Source organism: Dactylosporangium aurantiacum, from assembly GCF_000716715.1.
GTDB classification, from domain to species: Bacteria; Actinomycetota; Actinomycetes; order Mycobacteriales; family Micromonosporaceae; genus Dactylosporangium; species Dactylosporangium aurantiacum.
Genome location: NZ_JNYJ01000060.1, coordinates 1 through 21,362, shown reverse-complemented (window position 1 = coordinate 21,362; position 21,362 = coordinate 1). Strand labels below are relative to the sequence as shown.

Below are 21,362 nucleotides of genomic sequence, written 5' to 3'. Positions count from 1 at the left end.
GCCCTTTCGGTTGCTGCTGAGAGAAGGATGCACCCCGCCACTTGGCGCCCACTTGGCGAACACTTGCGCCGCCGTGTCACCCACCCGACACCGCTGTCCGGTATCACCGCATCCGGTCCAGCCCTCTGCGCTCGGCGGCCCGCTCCTCGCTCGGGCGACCACCGGCCGGCAGCAACGCGACGACGGTCGCGACCATCGAGGTCACGCCGGCCGCGATGAGGGCACCACCGCCGCCGAGCCAGCCGACCAGAGGGGCCGCGGCCGCCGTGCCGCCGCCGATGGCGGTCTGGCTGACGGCGCCGACGGTGGCGAAGACGCGGCCGTGTCGCTCCGCCGGGGTGCGCTCGGCGACCAGGGCGTTCTGCGCCACGTTGAGCACCCCGTTGCCGACCCCGCCGAGGGTGGCCGCGGCGTAGGCGAGCAGCAGGGTCGGCGCGGCCCCGATGCCGGCGATCCCGGCGCCGCAGATCAGGCAGGCGAGGGCGAGCGCGGTCCGGTGGCCGACGCGCACGAGGGGCAGCGCCTGCGCACCGGCGAGGGCGCCGATCCCCCACAGCGTCAGGTACAGGCCGTACTGGCCCTGTGACGCGCCAAGCTGGTCGATGAACCGGAACGGCGCGGCGACGTTGTCCACGATGGCGGCGCCGACGCTGACCGCGGTGCCGAGCACGGCGGCGAACAGGACCCGGTCGGCGACCAGCAGCCGCAGCCCGCCCTCGCCGCGCCCGGTGCCGGCCCGCGGTGCCGGCGCGCGGCGCACCGACAGCAGCGCGCACGCCCCGGCGAGCACCGCGAACGTGCCGGCGTCGGCGAGCACCGCGGCCCGGACCCCGAACCATCCGGTGAGCAGCCCGCCCGCGGCGGGCCCGGCGATCCACCCGAGGCCGAACCCCAGCCCCAGCCGGGCGAACCCGCGCGCCCGCCCCGCGGGACCGGTGATCGCGGGGATGAGGGCGTTCGTCGCCGGCCGCACGAGCGCGCTCAGCGCGGCGAGCCCGGCGAACAGCAGCACCGTCGGCAGCGGCCCGTCCAGCAGTGCCAGCGGGACCGCGACCATCGCCTGCCCGAGCAGCGCGAGGATGAGCACGCCACGGGTCTCGTACCGGTCGACGACCCGCCCCACCAGCGGCGCCAGCACCACGAACGGCACCAGCTCGGCGGCCAGCAGCGCCGCCACCCAGCCGCTGCCGTGCGGCTGCAACCGCAGCAGCAGCGCCACGAACGCCGCGGCGTCCCCGGCGACCGACACCGCCAGCCCCGCCGTGAGGATGCCGAGATCCGCCCGCCCCCGCCGCGCATCGACATCCTTCGTGATGGCCATGGCGGCCACGGTACCGCCGCGAACCGCACGACATGGCCCGGACAGCGCGGAACGCCGGCCAGCCGCGAGGCTGACCGGCGTTCCTAGCGCAGTCGAGACGCACCCGGGCGGGTGGGTCAGGCGCTGCTGTCGGAGATCTCGTAGTTCGTGCCGTCCAGGGCGTTGCCGAGGAAGCTCTCGAAGCGCTCCGTCAGCGACAGGACGTGCGAGTCCGACGCCGCCTCGGAGGTGCCGAGCTCGGCGGCGCCGAAGCCGGCGGAGCCCTCCTGGCCGTACGCGGCGAAGGTGTGCTCCGACTCGATCTCGGTGTGCTCGTAGTGGGTGTACTCGGTCACCTCGTAGTGGTTGCCCGCGGCGTCCGTGTACTCGATGTGCCTGACGTTCTCGTACTCGGTGTGCTCGATGCTCTGGTGGTCCTGCTCGAGGATCCCGTACTGCGAGCTGTAGTCCTGCTCGCTGCCGCTCTCCGCGTGCGCCTCCGCGAGGCCGCTGTGGGTCTCGCCGGTCTCGATCTCTCCGTACTCGCTCATGGGGTGGTCCTCTCGGATGTCATCTCGGTGTTGCGCTGTTGGACCTAACGGTACGGCCACCCGACATCACCAAAATCCCGGAAACGTGCCACCCACGCATCAGCCGAACCGCCTGACAGCGACCCCGAAGTCCCGCACTCCCGGCGACGCGATCGAGGCCCGTTGGTACAAAGCGCCGCGGCCTCCCTCGGAGCGGTCAGCTGGGCTCCGGCTCCTGGGCGAGGAACGTCCGGCTGGCGGCGGTCAACCGCTCCAGGAAGCCCAGCAGCAGCCGCAGCTCGTCGTCGCTGTAGCTGTCTAGCACCGCGCCCGTCGCGGTGGCGAGGGGGGCGTAGATGGTGGCCAGCTCGCGTTCGTGGCGGCCGGTGGAGACGACGTAGACGCGGCGGCGGTCGGTGGGGTCGCGGCGGCGTTCGATGAAGCCCCGGCGCTCCAGGCGGTCCAGCAGCGCGGTGACGGCCGAGGTGCTCATGGCGGTGAGCTCGGCGATGCGGCCGGCGGTGAGGTCGGGCTCCCGGGCGGCGAGGTCGAGGCACTTGAGGTCGGTGGGGTTCAGGCCGAACCGGTCGGCCACCGACTGGTGCAGCACCAGGCCGAGGCTCGACTGGAGGCGCATCTGCGCGCCGATCGCGCCCAGCAGCTCAGCACGGCTTGACATGGGGCTCCGATCGCCAGACACTTCGACGGATGGGAAATCTCGATGCTTCGAGATTTCCTACTGACGGTACAACTGTATCCGAAGGGGGAGGCGATGGACCGGGAGACCGACGTCGCGCAGTTGCGGGCCCTGTTCGCGAGCACCATCGAGGCGTGGGACCGGGCCGACGCGCAGGCGTACGCCGCCGCGTTCACCGAGGACGCCGACTACACGATCTTCGTCGGCACCCGGTACCGGGGGCGGGACAAGATCGCCGACGTGCACGACGCGTTGTGGCGGCGGTTCCTCAAGGGCAGCCGGCTCGTCGGGGCGGTCACCGACATCCGGTTCGTCACCGACGACGTGGCGGTGCTGACCAGTCAGGGCCGGGTCCGCACCTCGCGGCTGAGCGGGCGCCGGCTCGACAAGGCGCAGACGTTCGTGGCGGTGCGCCGCGACGGGCGATGGCTGTTCACCGCGTTCCACAACAGCCCGCGCAAGCGGCTCCTGGAGTGGATCTCCGCCCGTACCGAACCGAGGACCGCACCCAACACGTAGCGCCTCAGCGGCCCAGGCCCGCCTCCCGGGCCCGGACGATCGCCTCGGAGCGGTCGGCGACCTGGAGCTTCGCGAACACGTTCGAGACGTTGTTGCGGACGGTCTTCTGGGACAGGAACAGCGCCTGCGCGATCTGGGCGTTGGACCGGCCGGCGGCCAGCAGCTCCAGGATCTCCCGCTCGCGGGCGGTCAGCTCGGGGAAGGCCGTGGTCGCGGTCGGCGGGCCGGCGGCGAAGAACTCGGCGATGCGGCGGGCGAGGGTCGCGCCGAAGACCGCGCCGCCGGAGGCGACGGTGTTGATGGCCCGCACGATCTCCTCCTGTTCGGCGCCCTTGACGAGGTAGCCGCGGGCTCCGGCGCGCACGGCGCTGAAGACGGTCCCGTCGTCCTCCGACATGGTGAGCACGACGACCCCGACGGAGGACGCCTCGGTGGCCAGGCGGCGGGTCGCCTCGATGCCGTTGAGGTCGGGCATCTGCACGTCCATGACGACGACGTCGGGCAGCAGCTCGACGGCGAGGGCGACGGCCTCCGCCCCGGTGGCGGCGGTGCCGACGACGTCGATGCCGTCGACGGAGCCGAGGAGCACGGCGAGGCCGTCGCGGAAGATCGGGTGGTCGTCGGCGACCAGGACCCGGACCGGTTCATCGGCCATCGGGCACCTCCTGTAGTGCGCGGGCTGCAGATCCTAACGGCAAGGTGGCCCGCACGGTGGTGCCACCGTCGGGCGGGCAGGAGATCTCACAGCGGCCGCCCAGCTCGGCGGCCCGTTCGCGCAGCGAGATCAGCCCGACGCCGGACGGCGTGCCGGCCGCGATCCCGCCGCCGTCGTCGACCACCGACACCACCAGGCTGTCCCCGTCAAGGGAGAAGTCCACCGTGCACGACCCGGCCCGGGCGTGCTTCGACACGTTGGTCAGCGCCTCCGACGCGATCCGGTACGCCGCCACCTCCACCGCCGCGGCCAGGCCCGCCGGCGGCTCGCCGGTCACGCGGATGGTCAGCGCGGGGGTGCGCAGCCGGTCGGCGACCTGGTCGACGGCGCCGATGAGGCCCACGTCGTCGAGCGCGGGCGGGCGCAGGTCGTGCACCAGCCGCCGTACGTCCGCCAGCGCCGTCGACACGTCCTCCCGGGCCTGCCGCAGCACCTCGTCGGCCCGGGCCGGTGAGGACTTCAGCAGGTTGCGGGCGGTGTCGATGCGCAGCGCCACCCCGCCGAGCGCCGGGCCCAGGCCGTCGTGCAGGTCGCGGCGCACCCGGCGGCGCTCCTCCTCGCGCGCCCCGACCAGGCGCTCCCGGCTCTGCTGCAGCTCCGCGGCGAGGTGGCTGGAGCGGGCCGCGGCGGCCGCCTGCCGGACCACGTCGGCGAGGAGCCGCTCGTCGCGCGGCGACAGCACGGTGCGGGGCCCGCCGGCGGGCAGGATCAGCCGGCCCACGGTCTCGCCGCGGTACGTGATGGGCAGCGTCTGCGTGTCGGACACCGGGTGCCCGTGCTCGGCGAGCAGCGTCGAGTCCCCGCCGCGGTGGACCTCGACGGCGACGTACGGCGCGTTGAACGCCTCGGCGACGCTGCGCGCCACCGCCAGCAGCTGGTCCTCGGGGCTGTCGGTGCGCTCCAGCTGCTCGGCCAGGCCCGACACGACGCGGTACGGGTCGTGCCGCCGCCCGAGCACCATCCGCTGCACGAGCTGCCAGAGGCGGTGGCGCAGCGGGCCGTACACGAGCATCACGACGAGCAGCCCGGCCAGTGCCGCGCCCTGCTCGCCGAGCAGGGTCGTCGCGGCGGCCAGCAGGACCGCGTCGACGGCCACGACGAGCGTGGCCAGCGCGCCGTAGAGGACGGTGCCGCCGAGCAGCCGGTCGATGTCGACCAGCCGCGGGCGCAGGATGCCGATCGCGATGGCCGCGCCGGTGACCGTGATCGCCACGAACAGCCCGGCCGACAGCGCCGACTGGGGCAGCAGCAGCGCCGAGAGCATGACCAGCACGTCGACGACGCCGGCCCAGACCAGCCAGCGCATGCGGGTCTTGTCCAGGCCGGTGGCGTGCCGGTACCGGCGGAAGACCACGGCGAACGGGACCAGCATGCTCAGCGGCAGAGCGGCGTAACCGACCCGCAGCAGCGCCTCCCACACGGTGTCGGGCAGCGGGAGCGTGAGCAGGTCGACGGACAGCTGCCGCAGCTGGGTCGGCTCGGCCTCGGTGTCCGCGGCACCGGCGATGCGGGTCGGCACGAACAGCAGCGTCACCGGCAGGATCGCGGTGCAGCCGAGGCTGACGTACGACGCCCAGCGCCACCCCCGCCCGGCGGGCGGCCGGCCGTCGGGGTAGAAGATCAGCAGCAGCGGCAGGGAGAACAGCAGCGCCGCGCCGAGGCGCTGGTAGAGCCACCACGTGATGCTGACGCCGGGCAGCCACGGGTCGTGCGCGGTGGCGTAGGCGACCCACGCGGCGCAGGTGCCGTCGGCGGACCAGTGCAGGCCGGTGACGCACAGAATCCAGGCGACCGCGTTGCGCGGCACCTTGCGGGCCAGCAGCGCACCCGGCACGGCCAGGGCCAGGCCGGCGACGCCGGAGATCCAGCCCGCCTCGATGCCGTCGGTGGCCCGGCGCTGCGCGCCGATCGCGACCTCCAGCCCGATCGACGTGCCCGTCGCGGCGAGCGCGAGCAGGGCGAAGAGCCCGCCGGCGAGGGTGGTCAGGCGCATGCGCATGCGGTCATGGTGTCAGCCGGGCCGTCCCGTGGTCCCGAGGACCGGTGTCCCGTTCCGGCCGGGACACCGAAGGGGACGCGGTCGGGGGCGCCGGGCCCTGCCGCCCGGGTCGCCGCGGGACGCAGGATCTTCGGCATACCCGGCGAGCCGCGCCGTTCACATAGAGGACCTGCCATGACCATCCGCACCGAACCCGTCCCCGCCCGCACCGACCTGCACGACCTGCCGCAGCCCCCGGCCGCCGTCACCGCCGGCGGCGTGCGGGCCCTGGGCCTGGCCCTGACCGCCGGCACCGCGGCGTGGGCGACCAGCATGTTCACCGTCGGCAACAACCCGACCGACTCGCTGGGCCTGACCATCACCGACGTCACCGGCGGCATGTTCCAGCTGGGGCTGTTCGCCCTGCTGGCGATCCAGGTCCGGACCCGCGCGACCGGCCTGACGAAGGTCGCCCGCGGCATGCTCGTCGTCGAGCACGTCCTGCTCGCCGTCGCCACCGTGTGGAGCTTCCTGCACGCCGTCCCGGCGCTGCGTGACGCGGTGTGGCTCATCCCGATGGACGTGTTCTGGCCGCTGTCGATGCTCGGCATGGCCGTCATCGGGGTGAAGATCCTGTTCGCCGGCCGCTGGAAGGGCGTGGTCCGGGTGTGGCCCACGGTCGCGGAGAGCTGGGCCGTGGTCACCGTGCCGACGTTCGCGATCTTCGGCTCGCCGGTGGCGGACTACATCGGCGGCGCGCACCTGATCGTCGGCTACGCCACGCTCGGCGTCATCCTCATGCTGCGCCCCCAGCTGACCGGCGCCCGCTGACCCCACCGCTCCTACGCACCGCCCCCCAGGAAGCCCTCGCCGGTCTCGGCGAGGGCTTCCCGCATGACGTCGACCAGCGGGGTGTCCCCGGTGCGGTCGGGAAACGCCTGCACGGCGACCCGCAGCGAGGTCAGGAACGCCGCGGCCATCAACCGGGCCCGCAGCGGTGCGCCGACCCCGCGCGCCGACAGCTCGGCCGTCAGGTCGTCCTCCATCGACGTGTACGTGGTGACCTGCTGCGCGGCGAGTGCCGGGTGCCGGCGCACCAGCCGGACCTGGGCGATCCAGCGCGGGTCGCGGGTGCCGAGCTCCTGGAACACCTCGACGGCGGCCGCGGTCAGCACCGGCCACGGCGCCTCGCTGGCCGGGCGGGAGCGCACCACGTCCAGCAGCTGGCGCATGCGGGCCAGGTCGCCGTGCAGGAGGGCCTCCTCCTTGCTGGCGAAGTAGTTGGAGAACGTCCGCCGCGACACTTCGGCGGCGTCGGCGATCGCCTCGACGGTGACCCGCTCCAGGCCGTGCTCGATCGCCAGCCTGACGGCGGCCTCATGCAGGGCCTGCCGGGTAGCGGACTTCTTGCGTTCGCGCAGCCCGGTGCTCACGCTCCGAATGTTACCCACTTCTCACCGGGCAAACTTGCGCACTGAGCAACTTTTTCACATGCTTGTAGAAGGCAAGTATTCGAGGAGGTGTCCGATGGAGCTGCGCGACGAGCTGTACGAGCTGATGAAGGTCCTGCGCGTGCTCAAGCAGCAGCGGCACCCGGTGCTGCCGGCGGGGACCGTCGGGCTGCTGCAGGCGATCGACCGGGTGCGCAGCGCCACGGGCGGGTGCCACCTGAAACAGGTCGCCGCCGCCTGCGCCCTCGACCAGTCCACGGCCAGCCGGGCGGTCAGCGCCGCCGAGCGCGACGGTCTCGTGCGCCGGGTCGCGGACCCGCACGACGGGCGGGCCAGCCTCCTCGAACTCACCGACGCCGGCCGCACCACCCTCGCCGACGCCATCACCTGGTACGACTCCCTGCTCTCCGGCGCCCTGCGCGACTGGAGCGCCGAGGATCTCGAACGCTTCGGCGGCTACCTGCGCCGCTTCACGAACGACCTGCACGCTTCGCAACTGGAGGCAACACGATGAGTCAGACGAAGACCGAGGAGCCGATGAGCCACCGGCAGATCCTCGAGGCGCTGAGCGGCCTGCTGCTCGTGCTGTTCGTGGCGATGGTCAGCTCGACCATCGTCTCCACCGCCCTGCCGAAGATCATCGGGGCGCTCAACGGCACGCAGAGCCAGTACACCTGGGTCGTCACCGCCACGCTGCTGACCGCCACCGCCTCCACCCCGATCTGGGGCAAGCTCGCCGACCTGTACAGCAAGAAGCTGCTCGTCCAGATCTCGATCGTCGTGTTCGTGGCCGGGTCGATCCTCGCCGGCCTCTCCCAGAACGCCGGTGAGCTGATCGCCGCCCGCGCCTTCCAGGGCGTCGGCGTCGGCGGCCTGCAGGCCCTCGTCCAGGTCGTCATCGCCGCGATGATCCCGCCGCGGGAGCGCGGCCGGTACAACGGCTACCTCGGCGGCGTGATGGCCGTGGCCACCGTGGGCGGCCCGCTGCTCGGCGGCGTCATCGTCGACACCTCGTGGCTCGGCTGGCGCTGGTGCTTCTTCGTCGGCGTGCCGATCGCCGTCATCGCCCTGTTCGTGCTGCAGAAGACGCTGCACATCGCCACCCTGCGCCGCGACAACGTGAAGATCGACTACCTCGGCGCCTCGCTGATCGCCGCCGGCGTCAGCGTCCTGCTCATCTGGGTGTCGTTCGTCGACGGCTCGTTCGCGTGGCTGTCCTGGCAGAGCTTCGCCATGGTCGGCGCCGGCCTGCTGCTGCTCGCCCTCGCCGTCTGGGTCGAGGCCCGCACCGCTGAGCCCGTCGTGCCGCTGGCCATCGTCCGGCAGCGCACCACCGCCCTGTCCATCATCGCCAGCCTCGCCGTCGGCATGGCCATGTTCGGCGGCGCGGTCTTCCTCGGCCAGTACTTCCAGATCGGCCGCGGCTACACCCCGACCGAGGCCGGCCTGCTCACCATCCCCATGATGGCCGGCGTGCTCGGCGCCTCCATCGTGGTCGGCCGGCTCATCACCAGGTCCGGCAACATCAAGCCGTACATCGTCGCCGGCACCGTCATCCTCGTCCTCGGCTTCGCCGCCCTGGCCGTCATCGACCACGAGACGTCCCTCGTCTACGTCGGCGCGGCCATGCTCCTCGTCGGTGTCGGCGTCGGCTCCTCCATGCAGAACCTCGTCCTCGCCGTGCAGAACACCGTGCCGCTGAAGGACATCGGCGCCGCCAGCTCCACCGTCGCCTTCTTTCGCTCCCTCGGCGGCACCATCGGCGTCTCCGTCCTCGGCGCCGTCCTCGCCCGCCGCGTCACCGACAACATCACGCACGCTCTGGCCGCCGCGGGCGTCCCGGCCGGCTCGGGCGGCGGCGCCAGCAACCTCAACCTCAACGCCCTCCCGCCCGCCGTGCAGCACATCGTCCGGGCCGCTTACGGCGACGCGACCGGCCACATCTTCCTCATCTCGGCCGGCATCGCGCTCGTCGGCGTCCTGGCCGCGGCACTGATGCGCCCGACCGCGCTGCGCAGCACACTGGACTTGTCGGCCCCGTCGCCGTCGCCGTCCTCGCCTACGGACAAGGTCCCGGCCACGACACGCTGAGCCCGCGGTGACGTGGGCGGGGCGGCCGACCCCCTCAGGCCGCCCCGCCCACCGGCGTACCTGCCGCCCTTGCCTGCCGCCCTTGCCTGCCGCCCCCTGCCTGCCGCCCCGCCGTCACGCCACGACCAGCCGGGTCACCGGCGACACCGGCGACACCGGCAGCAGCTCACCCGGCGACACCTCCAGCAGGCCGAGCAGGTCAGCGGTGACCACGAGGCGCGACTCGATGCCTGTGCCCGCGGCGACGTCGTCCGGCACCGCGCAGCACCGCGCTCCGTCGCGGTCGACGACCGCGCTCTGGTCACCGGCGATGACGTGAGCCTCGTTCGTGGCGCATCCCCCGGAGCCCCGCTCGGCCTGCCGATCCTGGGTTGAGGCGCCGCTCTCGGGCTGCTGATGGTCGGGTCCACCGACCGACCGGAGTCAGACTTCCACGCCCTACCTGTGGTCGTTCGCGCGCTGACCCGGGTCGACGCGCAGGTGTCCGTCACCTTCAGCAGCGCCGCCCAACCGTCCTGCAACGCTGCCTCCAGCGGTGCCGCCAGGCCTCGCGGAACGGGGCGATCCGCTCGGCGACGGTCTCGTACACAGCAGCACCGAGGAATTCGTCCGTCATGCTGGCGTCGAGCCGCCGACACGCGTCAATCAGTGCGTCGGCGGCGGCGGGCCGACGGCGCCGCACCGGTCAGGGCTTGCGGCCGACCACGCCGTAGATCTGGAGGTCGGCGCTGACCGGGCTGTCGGTGGTCGCGTCAGGGCGCCAGTCGCCGACCGGGACGATGCCTGGGGCGACGATCTCCAGGCCGGCGAAGTACTGCTCGACGGTCGACTTGGGGCGGGCGCGGACGTCGGTGCCGCCGGCGGCGAACATCTTCTCGTAGGCGGCGACGCCCTCAGCGGTGCTGAAGTCCATGGTGCCGTGGGTGATGACCAGGTAGCTGCCGGAGGGCACGGCGTCCAGCAGGCGGCGCACGATGGCGGCGACCTGCTCGTCGTCGTGGACGAAGTGCAGGGTGGTGACGAGCAGGACGCCGACCGGCTGGGTCAGGTCGAGGGTCTCCAGCAGGCTGGGGTGGGTGAGGATCGCGTCGGGGTCGCGGACGTCGGCCTCGAGGTAGGCGGTCTTGCCGCGCGGGTCGCCCTGCAGCAGGGCGCGGGCGTGGACCATGACGATCGGGTCGTTGTCGACGTAGACCACGCGGGCCTCGGGGGCGACGCGCTGGGCGACCTCGTGCGTGTTGTCGGGGGCCGGCAGGCCGGTGCCGAGGTCGAGGAACTGCCGGACGCCGGACTCGGCGAGGAACCGCACGCTGCGGCCGAGGAAGGCGCGGTTGGCGCGGGCCAGGGCGACCACGGCGGGGAAGCGCGCGGCGATCGCGTCGCCGGACTCACGGTCCGCGGCGAAGTGGTCCTTGCCGCCGAGCCAGTAGCTGTACCGCCGGGCGGGGTGCGGGACAGTGGTGTCGATCCGGCTCCGCTCCGTGCTGTCCACCCAGCGTTTCCTTTCCTACCGGCGATCACAACGCTGCGTGATCGAACCTAGTGGCTCAGCCGGTCGGGCGCCAAGACACGAAACGGTCACCGCGACGTGATCGAGGAGATGAGGCCGTACTCGACGGCCTCCTGCGCGGACAGGACCCGGCCGGTGGACAGGTCGTCCTCCACGCGGGAGCGCGGCTGGCCGGTCGCGCCGGCGATGCGCAGCACCAGGTCCTCCAGGTCGCGCAGGTACCGCCCGGCCTCGGCGACGACCTGGTCGGCGGTGCCGCCGGGGCTGGTCACCTTCGGCTCGGACAGCCGGAACCTGGCGTGCGCGAACGCCGAGCGGGTGGCCGCGGCGCAGAACACGCCGATGGCGGCGCCGCCGATCTGGCCGAACGGCGGTCGCGTGGACCGGGGCGTGCACGGCGTCCAGGGCGTCGACCAGGGTGAAGACGGCGGCGAGCTGGCCCTCCTCGGCCGCCAGGTGCAGGCTGATCGGGTCGGGGCCGATGGCGTCGAGGGCGAGCAGGGTCGCCGCGGCCCGGCCGGCCATCTCCGGCTCGATCGTGCCGCGCAGGAAGACCATGCGCCGGCCGAAGAGCTGCTCGTCGAGCCAGGGCGCGGACTGGGGCGGCGGGGGCGGCTGGTCGTCGTCGGGGCGCCGGTCGTAACGGAACCGCGAGCTGTGCTCCATGCGAGCGACCCTAGGCGACGGCGGGGCAGGTCACCGAGTGGCGCGGCGCCATTCCGCTGCCAGCGCAAGGACCGGCCCGGGCGCCGAGGTGGATTTTCCCATTTTTCCCGACCTGCCACTTTCGACTGGCACCATGCGGGGGTAGGTACAGCCCTCACGACTTCTGGAGTGCGCATGGTGGACGCCTCGCTCACCGAGTCCGGCCTCGCCGACCGGGACCTCGTCGAGATCGTCAACGAGGTCTGGGACGCGTACCTGCAGCAGCCGCAAGCCCAGCAGACGGACCACGAGCCGGCCCTGGACATGCGGCCGATCACCGCCGCGGTCTCCATCACCGGCGCGTGGGAGGGGCACGTGCGGGTGCTCGTACCGGCGGCGGCGGCCACCGACATCACCGGGCTGATGCTGGCCATGGAGCCCGACGAGGTCACCGACCGGGACGTGACCGACGCGATGGGCGAGCTGATCAACGTCGTCGGCGGCAACCTCAAGAACCGCGGCGCGCAGCCGGCGAAGCTGGGCCTGCCCGTCGTCGCGACCGGCAAGATGCTCTTCCCGTCGACCCGTGAGACGCACCGGCTCGCCATCGGCTGGCAGGACAAGCCGGACCAGCCGATCACGTTCAGCGTCCTGCACGTGCACCGGGAACGGCCGATCAGCACCCGGCTGCCGTGACCGCCGCTACCAGGTCCGCTGCCGCACCAGGGCGGCCTCGATGCGTTCCGCCGGTGCCGGCGTGCCGTAATAGTGGCCCTGGCCGTAGCGGCAGCCCGCGGTCCGCACCACCTCCAGGTGCCGCTGGGCCTCCAGACCGTGGGCGACGACCGTCACGCTGAGCCGCTGCGCGAGCGCCACCACGACGTCGATGATCGGCGCGGCCGGGCCGCCGGTGAGCGGCTGCGACGCGAACAGCGCGCCGTCGACCTTCAGCAGGTCCGCCGGCAGGCGGCGCAGGTGCGCCAGGGACGTGGCGCCGGCGCCGAAGCCGTCCAGCGCGGTGCGCACCCCGATCGCGCGCACCGTGGCCAGCGGCTCCACGGCCCGGTCGAGGTCGACCCCGAGCTCGCGCTCGGACAGCTCGACGACCAGGTCCGCCGGGTCGAGCTGGTGGCTGTCCAGGGTCAGGCTCATCCGGCCGGCGAAGCCGGGGGCGACGAGGTCGTCGATCGCCACGTTGATCGACATCCACAGCCGGTACCCCTCGTGCTGCCACGACGACAGCTGCCGGCAGGCCCGGTTGAGCACCCAGTCGTGGATGTCGCGGGTCGTGCCGAGCTCCCGGGCGACCTCCAGGGTCTCCCTCGGCGGGATCGTGCCGAGCTTCGGGTGCCGCCACCGCAGCAGCGCCTCCACACCGATCGGGTGGCCCTCGACGAGGTCGTACACGGGGTGGTACGCGAGGTCCAGCTCACCGCGCTCCGCCGCGTGCGGCAGGTCCTGCTCGAGCGTGGCCCGCCGCACGTAGGCGTCCTCGACGGCGGCGTCGTGCCACTCGATCCTGCCCCGGCCGCCGCGTTTCGCCCTGCGCAGCGCCAGCCCGGCCCGCCGCAGCGACTCCTCGGCGCCGCCGCCGACCGGGGCGAGCCCGATGCCCGCGGACAGCCGCAGGTCGGCGCCGGGCAGCCGGTACGGCTCACCGAGCTCCCCGAGCAGCCGCGTCGCGAGCGTGAACGCGTGCACCTTGTCCACGCCGGTGTACACGGCGAACTCGTCGCCGTTGAGCCGCGCCGCGACGTCGCCCGGGCCGACCGCGCCCCGGATGCGGGCGGCGACCTGCACCAGCATCGCGTCGCCGAGGTCGGCGCCGTGCAGGGTGTTGACACCGGCGAACCCGTCCAGCCCGATCGTGAGCAGGTGGCCGCCGCCGGCGTCGAGCCTGGCCAGCAGCGCGCCGCGGTTGGCCAGGCCGGTGAGCGGGTCGACCCGCCGGGTGTGCTGCAGGCTGCGCTCCAGCTCCTGCTGGGCGCTCGCGTCGCGCAGGTGCACCACGACGCCGGCGACCTCGGGGTTGTCGCGTTCGTCGGTGACGGTCGCCTCGACCGGCCGCCACACCCCGAACCCGTCCTGGATCCTGGCCCGCACCGGCGGCGACCCGGCCGGCTGCGGCGCCAGCAGCGCCAGGTCCTGCGGGTGCACGAGGTGCCGGAACGGCCGGCCGACGACGTCCTGGTCCGACAGCCCGAACTGGCGCGCGGCGGCCGCCGACTGCCACCGCACCGACAGGTCCGGGTCGAGCACGACGATCACGTCGCTGGAGCCCGCGACCAGGGTGCGGAAGGTGGCCTCCTGCGCGTCGAGCTGGCCGTCGTACCGGCGCAGCGCGACCGTTTCGAGCAGCTCCCGTACCGCCACCGCCAGCACCGCGAACGTGCCGACCACCATCGCGGTCATGCCCAGCTGACCGCGGCTGACCAGCGCGTAGAGCACCGCGGCGGCACCGGCGAGGACCGGCGCGACCAGCAGCGGGTCGCCGATCAGCGTGCCGTCGACGGCGGTGCGGCCGGGCCGGCGTTCGGCGTACACGGACCGGTACGCCCCGGCCCACACCAGCACCGAGCCGGACACCAGCAGCCCACCGGCCACCAGCAGCCAGGTGCCGTCGCCGGCGGGCCGCAGGGGCAGCACGGCGAGGCCGAGCACGATCAGCGCGACCCCGGCGGCGGCGGTGACGGCGGCCCACCGCGGGAACGGCGCCCGGACCCCGCTGACGACGGCGACGGTGATACCGATGACGGCGAGCAGGCACGTGGTGAACACGGTGGTGCTTGGCCGGCCGTGCTGCTCCAGCACGAGGATCAGCAGCGTCAGGAACTTCCACAGCGCGACGCAGATCCCGTCGAGGGCGCGGCGCAGCGCCCCGCCGGTGCCGGACGTGACCCCGGGCAGCGCCAGCAGGCCGGCGACGAGGGCCGCCCCGGCGACCGGCGCGAGGTACACCGCGACCGGCGTGGCGACCGCGGCCACCCCGGCGGTGAACACACCGGCGGCGAGCGCGGCGAGGCTGAACACGGTCCCGCGCGGCGCCGGCCGATGCCGGTCGCCGGAGCGGGGCTCGGGCTCCGGCGGCGCCGAGGTGGGGGTGCCGGCGGGGCCGGCGTGGTCGGCGGGGCCGGCGTGGTCGGCGGGGCCGGCCTCGGCCGCAACGGTCGGCGGCGGGGCGGCTTCCACCGGGACCACTTCCACCGGGACGGCCTCCACGGGGACCGCTTCCACCGGGACCGCTTCCACCCGGACGGCTTCCACTGCGACCGTCTCAGCCGCGACCGCCTCGGCCGGGACCGTTTCAGCTGGCACCGCCTCGGCTGGGACCGCCTCAGCCGCGACCGCTTCGGCTGGGACCGCCTCAGCCTCGATCGTCTCCATCGCCGCCGTCGCCACCGCCACCGGCTCCGCGGCCGTCCCTACCGCAGCCGCCGCCACCGCCCCGGTCTCCACCGCGACGATCTTCGCGGGAGCGGCCTCGGCCCGGGCGGCCTGGACGGCCTGGACGGCCTTCGGGGACGCCGTGGTGACGGCGAGCCGCAGCAGCCAGACGGCGTGCAGCGCGGCGGCCGCGGCCGCGGCGACGAGCACCGCGAGGTTGGCGGGGAGACCGAGCGGCGGGCCACCGACCAGGACGGCGGCGGCGACGGTCAGTGTGAGCGGTGCGGAGGCCATGAGCATCCGGCCTCGTGATCTGTGCGCGCCACCGATACCCGGTCTCATCGCGTCGGTCCGTTCGCTCGGCAGGGGGACTCCTGGCTGCCCCACGCAACGACGAGCACCGCCCCCGGTGACGTCACGGTCACCCGTTCGGACGAACTCCGCACTGATTTGTCCGGGTTTATGGCGATGACCGCGAGGTCAGATGTGCGGCGGCCGACCGACCGGGTATCCGGCCGGGATCCGACCCCGAGTTGATCTTGGCGGCGGACCGCTCACCGCGGTGCTCGGCGCAGCGTCGCCCGCCACCGGTGGAACTCCGGCTCCTCCAGCTCGTCGAGGGCCTCCAGCCGCAGGTCCGCCGTCTCGAACCCGGCGACGTCCGCCCGGGTCAGCGGCCACGGCGGGCCCTCCACGCGCTCCTGCCCCTCCCGCGTCGCGGCGGCGATCACCAGCAGCGTGCCGCCCGGCGCGACGAGGTCACGCACGGCGGCGACCGCCCGGTCACGCAGGTCCCGCGGCAACGCCTGGACGGTCATGCTCTCCAGTACCAGATCAAAACCGCCGCGCCACGCCGCGGGCACGTCGAACAGGTCCGCCACGGTGTAGTCGACCCCGGAGTCCGGGAACCGGGAGCGGGCGGTGCGCACCGCGGCCGGCGACACGTCGAAGGCGACCGTCGCGTACCCGCGCGAGGCGATGAACTCCGCGTCCCCGCCGAGCCCGCAGCCGACGACGACCGCGCGCCGGCCGGCGCCGTCCACCTCGATCCCGGGCCACGACGCGAGCAGCCGGTGCGGGCCGCCCCGGTCCCACGGCACCTCGGTGACGCCCTCGCCGGCCGCCACGTACAGGGTGTCCCACCAGCCGACGGCGTCGCCCCGGCGCAGCGAGTCGGCGGCCAGACCACGGATGTACTCGTCGGGTTCCATCCCGGATGCCTACCACGCCCGCCGGTGCCCCGGCCGCGGCGCCCCGGCGTGGCAGCATAGGCGGATGGGGACCGTCGATGAGGTGCGTGGCGTGGCGCTGAGCCTGCCGCGGACCACCGAGCACCTGATCCGCGACCGGGTCAAGTTCAGGGTCGGCAGGATCGTCTACCTGGCGCTGTCGCAGGACGAGACGACGCTCGGGTTCGCGTTCCCGAAGGAGGAACGCGACGCGCTCATCGCCACCGACCCGGCCCGGTTCTTCCTGCCGCCGGTGTCGGACCTGCGCTTCAACTGGGTCTGCGGGCACCTGGCCACGCTCGGCGGCGACGAGCTGCGCGACCTGATCGTCGACGCGTGGCGCATGGTGGTGCCGAAGCGCGTCTACACCGCCTGGGCCCGCTGACCGCCCCGCGGGCGCCCGGGCGGGCCTAGACTCGCCGGGTGGAACTGGCCGTCCCGCCGCTGTTCGAGGCGCTCGCCGGCGCCCGCAGCATCCTCGTCGCCGGCGCCGGCGGCGGGTTCGACGTGTACGCCGGGCTGCCCCTCGCGCTGGCCCTGCGGGCCCAGGGGCGCACCGTGCACCTGGGCAACCTGTCGTTCGCGGCGCTGGAGGTGCTCGACCTCGACACGTGGCCGGCGCCCGGCGTGGCGCTGGTGACCGCGCGCACCGAGGGGCTCGAGGACTACTTCCCGGAGCGCACCCTGGCCCGCTGGCTGCGCCGGCAGCGCGAGCCGGACATCGTCTACGCGTTCCCGCGCACGGGTGTGCGGCCGCTGCGGGAGGCGTACGCGGCCCTCGCCGACCAGCTGCGCCTCGACGCGGTCGTGCTCGTCGACGGGGGCACCGACATCCTCATGCGCGGCGACGAGGCGGGGCTGGGCACCCCCACCGAGGACATGACGAGCCTCGTGGCGGTCGCGGGGCTGGCGGTACCGACGAAACTGGTGACGTGCCTGGGGTTCGGCATCGACGCGTACCACGGGGTGCGGCACACCCAGGTGCTGGAGAACCTCGCCGCGCTCGACCGCGACGGCGCCTACCTCGGCGCGCTGTCGATCCCGTCGGCCAGCCGGGAGGCGGCGCTGTACCGCGACGCCGTCGCCCACGCACAGGCCGCGACCCCGCTGCGGCCCAGCATCGTCAACGGGCAGATCGCCGCGGCGACCCGGGGCGAGTTCGGCGACGTGCGGTTCACCACCCGCACCGGCGGCAGCACCCTGTTCGTCAACCCGTTGATGGCCGTCTACTTCAGCTGCACCGTCGACGGGTTGGCCGGGCGGCTGCTGTACCGCGACCGCATCGAGGACACCGTCGCCATGGAACAGGTCCTGGCGCGGATCGAGCGGTTCCGGGCCGGGATCACCCCCCGCGTCCCGCGCGCCTACCCGCACTGATCCGCCGCCGGGTATCGTGCCGCGATGGAGTTCGACGGCGTGGACGGCACCGACCTGATGGCCCTGGCAGCCGGCCAGCTGGCCGACCCGGAGCCGGACCTGCGGCTGCTGGAGGCGGCCTGCACGGCCCTCGCCGGCCGCATCGACCGCGGCGACATGATGATCGGCATCCTGCCGGTCGACGCCGCCGGGGTCGTCGTCGCCGGTCTCAGCGCCGCCGCCACCGCCACCGCCTGGTGCACCCTGGGCCGCTGCTACCTCGGCGTCGACGGGGCGCTGCTGCCACCGGTCCCGTCCCTTCCCGGCGCCGCGCAGGACTCCCCGCTGGAGCGGGCCCGGGCGAGCTTCGCGCAGGCGGCCGCGCTCGGCGACCGCGACGGCGCGCTGCTGTTCGCCCGCACGTGCGCCGACGCCCCGCCGGACACCCAGCGGGCCGCCCGCGAGCACCTGCGCCCGCACGCCGCCACCGACCCGGAGGCCCGCTACCGGCTCGGCCTGGTCGAGCAGTGGCTCGGCGACCCGTCCGCCGCCGTGCCGCACCACGAGTGGGCCGCCGCCCAGGGCAACGCCGACGCCGCCTTCGAGCTGTACGTCCTGCACTCCACCGGCACCGGCGTCCCCCTCGACGAGGACACCGGCCGCACCTGGCTGCTGCGCGCCGCCGACCTCGGCCAGCACCGCGCCCTCTACAACCTCGGCGCCGCCCACGCCACCGGCTCCGGCTTCCCCAAGGACCTCACCGTCGCCGCCGACTACTACCGCCGCGCCGCCGACGCCGGCAACCCCCGCGCCGCGGCCATGCTCGGCTACATGTACCTGACCGGCGAGGGCGTCACCCCGGACGAGCCCACCGCCGCCCGCTGGTTCGACACCGCCGACGACCTCGGCCACCCGGTCGACGAGTGGCTCGACCAGCTCGGCCTGGACCGCCCCGACCGCTGAGGTGGTGACATGATCGGCGTCGTGGAGCTGGCCGCGGCGAGGCGCCCGGCGGACGTCGTGACCGCCGCCGGCGTCCATCTGGGTGCCCTGCTGGCCGGCACGGGGTTCGTGTGGTCGACCCGGCGCCGCAACCTCACCCGCGCCGAGGGCAACCTCACCCACGAGATCCCTTTCCAGCCGTCGTCGCTGAACCGCACCGACGGCACCGTCACAGTGTCGACGTTCCTGATCCTGCGCGACGCGGGCCTGACCGGCTGGCGGCGGGCTCACCCCGGACACTGCCTGCTGCCGGAGCCGGACGACTGGGCCATCGGGCACCCGCTCGGGTACGCGGCCGGCCGCGCCAACGGCTACGTGTACGGCGACTTCACCGACGGCGAGCTCGACCTGACCGCCCCCGCGGGACGCGCGGAGACGCTCGCCGGGTTCGCGGCGGTGGTGCGCGACGCGGCGATGCCGTGGTTCGCGGAGGCGGGCGACCCCGACCTGGCGGTGGTCAGCGCGCCGGGCGACCGCACGAACTCCCCGTCGGCGCTGGTCGAGTGGCTGGCCAGCCGCGGCCGGCCCGACCTGGTCGAGGTGTACCTGGACCGTTTCCTGCGCCGGAACCCCGCCTGCGGCGAACGGATCCGGCTCGGCCGCAAGATCGCCGGGGCCGGCGGCCACCCGTTGCCCGCCCACGGCATGGATCAGGCGGTCTGCCTGGGGTGGTCGGCGGCGCGGTGCGGCAACCCCTGATCCACCCCTTACTGCCGGGCCGGCGGGGGCGAACCGGGTGAATCGGTGAGATATTCAACTGGTGGACGATTTCACAACGGTTGCGGGCGTCGTGGCATGCGCCCTTAACATCCGTTCATGACTGAGGCTGTCCGGTCCGGGCCGCAGGAGCCGGACGGGTTGCGGCTGGGCGCCGACTTCACCGGTGGTGACCTGGAGCAGTGGCAGAAGCTGGCGCTCGGGGTGCTGCGCAAGGCGGGCACCGCCGACGACGGCACGCCGCCGGAGGCGGTGCGGGAGCTGCTGGGCAGCGTCACGTACGACGGGATCGCCGTCGCGCCGTTGTTCACCGCGGCCGACACCGCGGCGTTGCCGGCGGTCGGGTGGCCGGGGCAGACGCCGTTCATCCGGGGCGGCAGCGCGGGCCCGCGGGCATGGGACGTGCGGCAGCGGCACGCGGACCCCGACGCGAAGGCGACCCGCGAGGCGATCCTCACCGACCTGGAGAACGGCGCGACCTCGATCTGGCTGGACGGGATCGCGCCCGGCAGCATCCCCGAGGTCCTCGACGGCGTGTACCTCGACCTCGCCCCCGTCGTGCTGGACTGCGGCGCCGACACGGAGGCCGCCGCGGCGGTGTTCCTCGGGCTGCCGGGTGAGGACAAGCGCGGCAACCTCGGCGCCGACCCGCTCGGCTGGCAGGCGAAGACGGGGCACCCCGCCGACCTCGGCATGCTCGGCCGGCTGGCGAAGTCGCCGGTACCGGTGGCCACGGTCGACGCGACGCCCTACCACGAGGCCGGCGGCAGCGACGCCGAGGAGCTGGGGTTCGCCGCGGCGACCGGTGTGGCGTACCTGCGCGCGTTCGTCGACGCGGGCCTGAGCGCCGGGATGGCGCTGCGCCAGTTGGAGTTCCGCTACGCGGCCGGCGGCGACCAGTTCGCCACGATCGCGAAGCTGCGCGCGGCACGGCGGATCTGGGCGCGGATCGCGACCGTCTGCGACGTGCCGCACCTCGGCGCGCAGGTCCAGCACGCGGTGACGAGCGCGGCGATGATGACCGCCCGCGACCCGTGGGTGAACCTGCTGCGCACCACCGTCGCCTGTTTCGCCGCCGGGGTCGGCGGCGCCGACGCGGTGACGGTCCTGCCGTTCGACGCGCGGCTCGGGCTGCCCGACGGCTTCTCCCGGCGGATCGCCCGCAACACCTCGACACTGCTGGTCGAGGAGGCCGGTGTGGCCCGGGTCGTGGACCCGGCCGGTGGCTCCTGGTTCGTGGAGTCGCTGACCGACGCCCTCGCGCACGCCGCGTGGGACGTGTTCACCGAGGTGGAGCGGGCCGGCGGGATGCGCGCCGCGCTCGACAGCGGGCTGGTCGCGGACCGGGTGGCGGCCACCTGGCAGCGCCGCGCCGAGCGGATCGCGCACCGCCTCGACCCGATCACCGGCGTGAGCGAGTTCGCCAGCCTCGAGGAGCGCCGGCCCACCCGCTCCCCCGCGCCGCCGCCACCGACGGGTGGGTTGCCGCGGCATCGGTACGCCGAAGCCTTCGAAACCCTCCGCGACGCCGCCGAAGGCACCGGCGCGACGGTCAGCCTGGTGACCCTGGGCCCGGTCGCCGCGCACACCGCCCGCGCGTCGTTCGCGGCGAACCTGTTCGCGGCCGGCGGCATCCGTACCGTCCACAACGGACCCGACCCGGTGGTCGCCTGCATCTGCGGGTCCGACCGTTCCTACGCCGAGGAGGCCGAGGAGACGGCGCGACGGTTGAAGGCCGAAGGCGTGTGGACCGTCTGGCTGGCCGGCAAACCCGCCGGGTACGCGCACGTCGACGACTACCTGTACACCGGCTGCGACGCCCTCGCGGTGCTGCGCCGCACGCACTCGGACCTGGGACTGGTGGCGCCGTGATCCCCGACTTCTCCGAGGTCGCCCTCGGCACGCCCCGCGTCGACCCGGCCCTGCCCGAGCCGGCCGAGGCGTGGCAGACGCCCGAGGGCATCGACGTCGCCGGGGTGTACGGGCCGCCGGACCTCGCGCGCCAGTACGCCGGGTTCTCCACCGCCGAGGAGTCCAACGCCTTCTACCGGCGCAACCTCGCCGGCGGGCAGAAGGGCCTGTCCGTCGCGTTCGACCTCGCCACGCACCGCGGCTACGACTCGGACCACCCGCGCGTCGCCGGGGACGTCGGCATGGCCGGCGTCGCCATCGACTCGATCCTCGACATGCGGCAGCTCTTCGACGGCATCCCCCTGGACCGGATGAGCGTGTCGATGA

22 protein-coding genes and 1 pseudogene are annotated in these 21,362 nt (G+C 74.1%); 11 read left to right on the top strand and 12 right to left on the bottom strand.

Annotated features, from left to right (window positions below; all coding sequences use genetic code 11):
• Window positions 1-103: 103 nt before the first annotated feature.
• The 3 genes from OP18_RS44150 to OP18_RS44140 form a co-directional block, all read right to left on the bottom strand.
• Window positions 104-1,321, bottom strand: coding sequence for an MFS transporter (locus tag OP18_RS44150; protein WP_033365353.1), 1,218 nt, complete (start codon window positions 1,319-1,321; stop codon window positions 104-106).
• A gap of 116 nt (window positions 1,322-1,437) precedes the next feature.
• On the bottom strand, window positions 1,438-1,851 hold the full coding sequence (locus OP18_RS44145) for a hypothetical protein (RefSeq protein ID WP_033365351.1): 414 nt from the start codon (window positions 1,849-1,851) through the stop codon (window positions 1,438-1,440).
• Window positions 1,852-2,047: 196 nt separating this feature from the next.
• Window positions 2,048-2,509: a MarR family winged helix-turn-helix transcriptional regulator gene (locus OP18_RS44140; RefSeq protein ID WP_052388251.1), complete on the bottom strand. Its 462-nt coding sequence runs from the start codon at window positions 2,507-2,509 to the stop codon at window positions 2,048-2,050.
• Between the two features lie 93 nt (window positions 2,510-2,602).
• Here OP18_RS44140 and OP18_RS44135 point away from each other — a divergent pair, with 93 nt between their 5' ends.
• Window positions 2,603-3,046 carry an SgcJ/EcaC family oxidoreductase gene (locus OP18_RS44135; protein WP_033365349.1) on the top strand — a complete coding sequence of 148 codons (444 nt, stop codon included), beginning with the start codon at window positions 2,603-2,605 and terminating at the stop codon, window positions 3,044-3,046.
• Window positions 3,047-3,050: 4 nt separating this feature from the next.
• On the opposite strand, the gene OP18_RS44130 is transcribed toward OP18_RS44135, so the two are convergent.
• Both OP18_RS44130 and OP18_RS44125 read right to left on the bottom strand, forming a co-directional pair.
• A complete protein-coding gene (locus tag OP18_RS44130) occupies window positions 3,051-3,701 on the bottom strand; it encodes a response regulator (protein ID WP_033365347.1) in 651 nt (216 codons plus the stop codon).
• Window positions 3,691-5,760: a sensor histidine kinase gene (locus tag OP18_RS44125; RefSeq protein ID WP_052388250.1), complete on the bottom strand. Its 2,070-nt coding sequence runs from the start codon at window positions 5,758-5,760 to the stop codon at window positions 3,691-3,693. The genes OP18_RS44130 and OP18_RS44125 overlap by 11 nt, the downstream gene beginning before the upstream one ends.
• 174 nt (window positions 5,761-5,934) lie before the next feature.
• On the opposite strand from OP18_RS44125, the gene OP18_RS44120 reads away from it, so the two are divergent.
• A complete protein-coding gene (locus OP18_RS44120; protein ID WP_033365346.1) occupies window positions 5,935-6,570 on the top strand; it encodes a hypothetical protein in 636 nt (211 codons plus the stop codon).
• A gap of 11 nt (window positions 6,571-6,581) precedes the next feature.
• Here OP18_RS44120 and OP18_RS44115 read toward each other — a convergent pair whose 3' ends face one another.
• Window positions 6,582-7,172: a TetR/AcrR family transcriptional regulator gene (locus tag OP18_RS44115; protein WP_033365344.1), complete on the bottom strand. Its 591-nt coding sequence runs from the start codon at window positions 7,170-7,172 to the stop codon at window positions 6,582-6,584.
• A 94-nt stretch (window positions 7,173-7,266) separates the two neighbouring features.
• Between OP18_RS44115 and OP18_RS44110 the strand changes: the two genes are divergently transcribed.
• Together OP18_RS44110 and OP18_RS44105 are read left to right on the top strand one after the other, a co-directional pair.
• Window positions 7,267-7,704, top strand: coding sequence for a MarR family winged helix-turn-helix transcriptional regulator (locus tag OP18_RS44110; protein WP_052388249.1), 438 nt, complete (start codon window positions 7,267-7,269; stop codon window positions 7,702-7,704).
• Complete coding sequence (locus tag OP18_RS44105) at window positions 7,701-9,281, top strand: MDR family MFS transporter (RefSeq protein WP_033365342.1); 1,581 nt, start codon at window positions 7,701-7,703, stop codon at window positions 9,279-9,281. The genes OP18_RS44110 and OP18_RS44105 overlap by 4 nt, the downstream gene beginning before the upstream one ends.
• A gap of 114 nt (window positions 9,282-9,395) precedes the next feature.
• Here the strand turns inward: OP18_RS44105 and OP18_RS58200 are convergent, their stop codons facing one another.
• The 4 genes and pseudogenes from OP18_RS58200 to OP18_RS62775 all read right to left on the bottom strand — a co-directional run.
• The gene (locus OP18_RS58200; protein ID WP_156090211.1) at window positions 9,396-9,539 is read right to left on the bottom strand and encodes a hypothetical protein; all 144 of its coding nucleotides are present in this window, start codon (window positions 9,537-9,539) and stop codon (window positions 9,396-9,398) included.
• 427 nt (window positions 9,540-9,966) lie between these two features.
• Window positions 9,967-10,773 (bottom strand): SAM-dependent methyltransferase, encoded by an 807-nt coding sequence (locus tag OP18_RS44095; RefSeq protein WP_033365337.1) that lies wholly within the window; start codon window positions 10,771-10,773, stop codon window positions 9,967-9,969.
• An 86-nt stretch (window positions 10,774-10,859) separates the two neighbouring features.
• The gene (locus tag OP18_RS62195; RefSeq protein WP_052388248.1) at window positions 10,860-11,129 is read right to left on the bottom strand and encodes an ATP-dependent Clp protease proteolytic subunit; all 270 of its coding nucleotides are present in this window, start codon (window positions 11,127-11,129) and stop codon (window positions 10,860-10,862) included.
• Between the two features lie 94 nt (window positions 11,130-11,223).
• Window positions 11,224-11,316: pseudogene (locus OP18_RS62775) on the bottom strand (hypothetical protein); the annotation flags it as partial.
• A gap of 315 nt (window positions 11,317-11,631) precedes the next feature.
• On the opposite strand from OP18_RS62775, the gene OP18_RS44085 reads away from it, so the two are divergent.
• Window positions 11,632-12,132: a chemotaxis protein CheX gene (locus OP18_RS44085; protein ID WP_052388246.1), complete on the top strand. Its 501-nt coding sequence runs from the start codon at window positions 11,632-11,634 to the stop codon at window positions 12,130-12,132.
• 6 nt (window positions 12,133-12,138) lie between these two features.
• Here the strand turns inward: OP18_RS44085 and OP18_RS53955 are convergent, their stop codons facing one another.
• Both OP18_RS53955 and OP18_RS44075 read right to left on the bottom strand, forming a co-directional pair.
• Window positions 12,139-15,120 (bottom strand): putative bifunctional diguanylate cyclase/phosphodiesterase, encoded by a 2,982-nt coding sequence (locus OP18_RS53955; protein WP_052388245.1) that lies wholly within the window; start codon window positions 15,118-15,120, stop codon window positions 12,139-12,141.
• Window positions 15,121-15,374: 254 nt separating this feature from the next.
• Complete coding sequence (locus OP18_RS44075) at window positions 15,375-16,031, bottom strand: class I SAM-dependent methyltransferase (protein ID WP_033365335.1); 657 nt, start codon at window positions 16,029-16,031, stop codon at window positions 15,375-15,377.
• Window positions 16,032-16,095: 64 nt separating this feature from the next.
• On the opposite strand from OP18_RS44075, the gene OP18_RS44070 reads away from it, so the two are divergent.
• The 6 genes from OP18_RS44070 to OP18_RS62390 form a co-directional block, all read left to right on the top strand.
• Window positions 16,096-16,434: an MmcQ/YjbR family DNA-binding protein gene (locus tag OP18_RS44070; protein ID WP_033365334.1), complete on the top strand. Its 339-nt coding sequence runs from the start codon at window positions 16,096-16,098 to the stop codon at window positions 16,432-16,434.
• A gap of 38 nt (window positions 16,435-16,472) precedes the next feature.
• Window positions 16,473-17,426 carry a DUF1152 domain-containing protein gene (locus OP18_RS44065; RefSeq protein WP_033365333.1) on the top strand — a complete coding sequence of 318 codons (954 nt, stop codon included), beginning with the start codon at window positions 16,473-16,475 and terminating at the stop codon, window positions 17,424-17,426.
• 24 nt (window positions 17,427-17,450) lie between these two features.
• Window positions 17,451-18,368 carry a tetratricopeptide repeat protein gene (locus OP18_RS62190; protein ID WP_033365332.1) on the top strand — a complete coding sequence of 306 codons (918 nt, stop codon included), beginning with the start codon at window positions 17,451-17,453 and terminating at the stop codon, window positions 18,366-18,368.
• A gap of 9 nt (window positions 18,369-18,377) precedes the next feature.
• Window positions 18,378-19,106, top strand: a complete 729-nt coding sequence (locus OP18_RS44055) for a hypothetical protein (protein WP_033365331.1) — start codon at window positions 18,378-18,380, stop codon at window positions 19,104-19,106.
• A 117-nt stretch (window positions 19,107-19,223) separates the two neighbouring features.
• Window positions 19,224-20,996 carry a methylmalonyl-CoA mutase subunit beta gene (locus tag OP18_RS44050; protein ID WP_052388244.1) on the top strand — a complete coding sequence of 591 codons (1,773 nt, stop codon included), beginning with the start codon at window positions 19,224-19,226 and terminating at the stop codon, window positions 20,994-20,996.
• The coding region (locus OP18_RS62390; RefSeq protein ID WP_033365328.1) for a methylmalonyl-CoA mutase family protein at window positions 20,993-21,362 on the top strand (370 nt) is incomplete at its 3' end. The genes OP18_RS44050 and OP18_RS62390, both read left to right, overlap by 4 nt.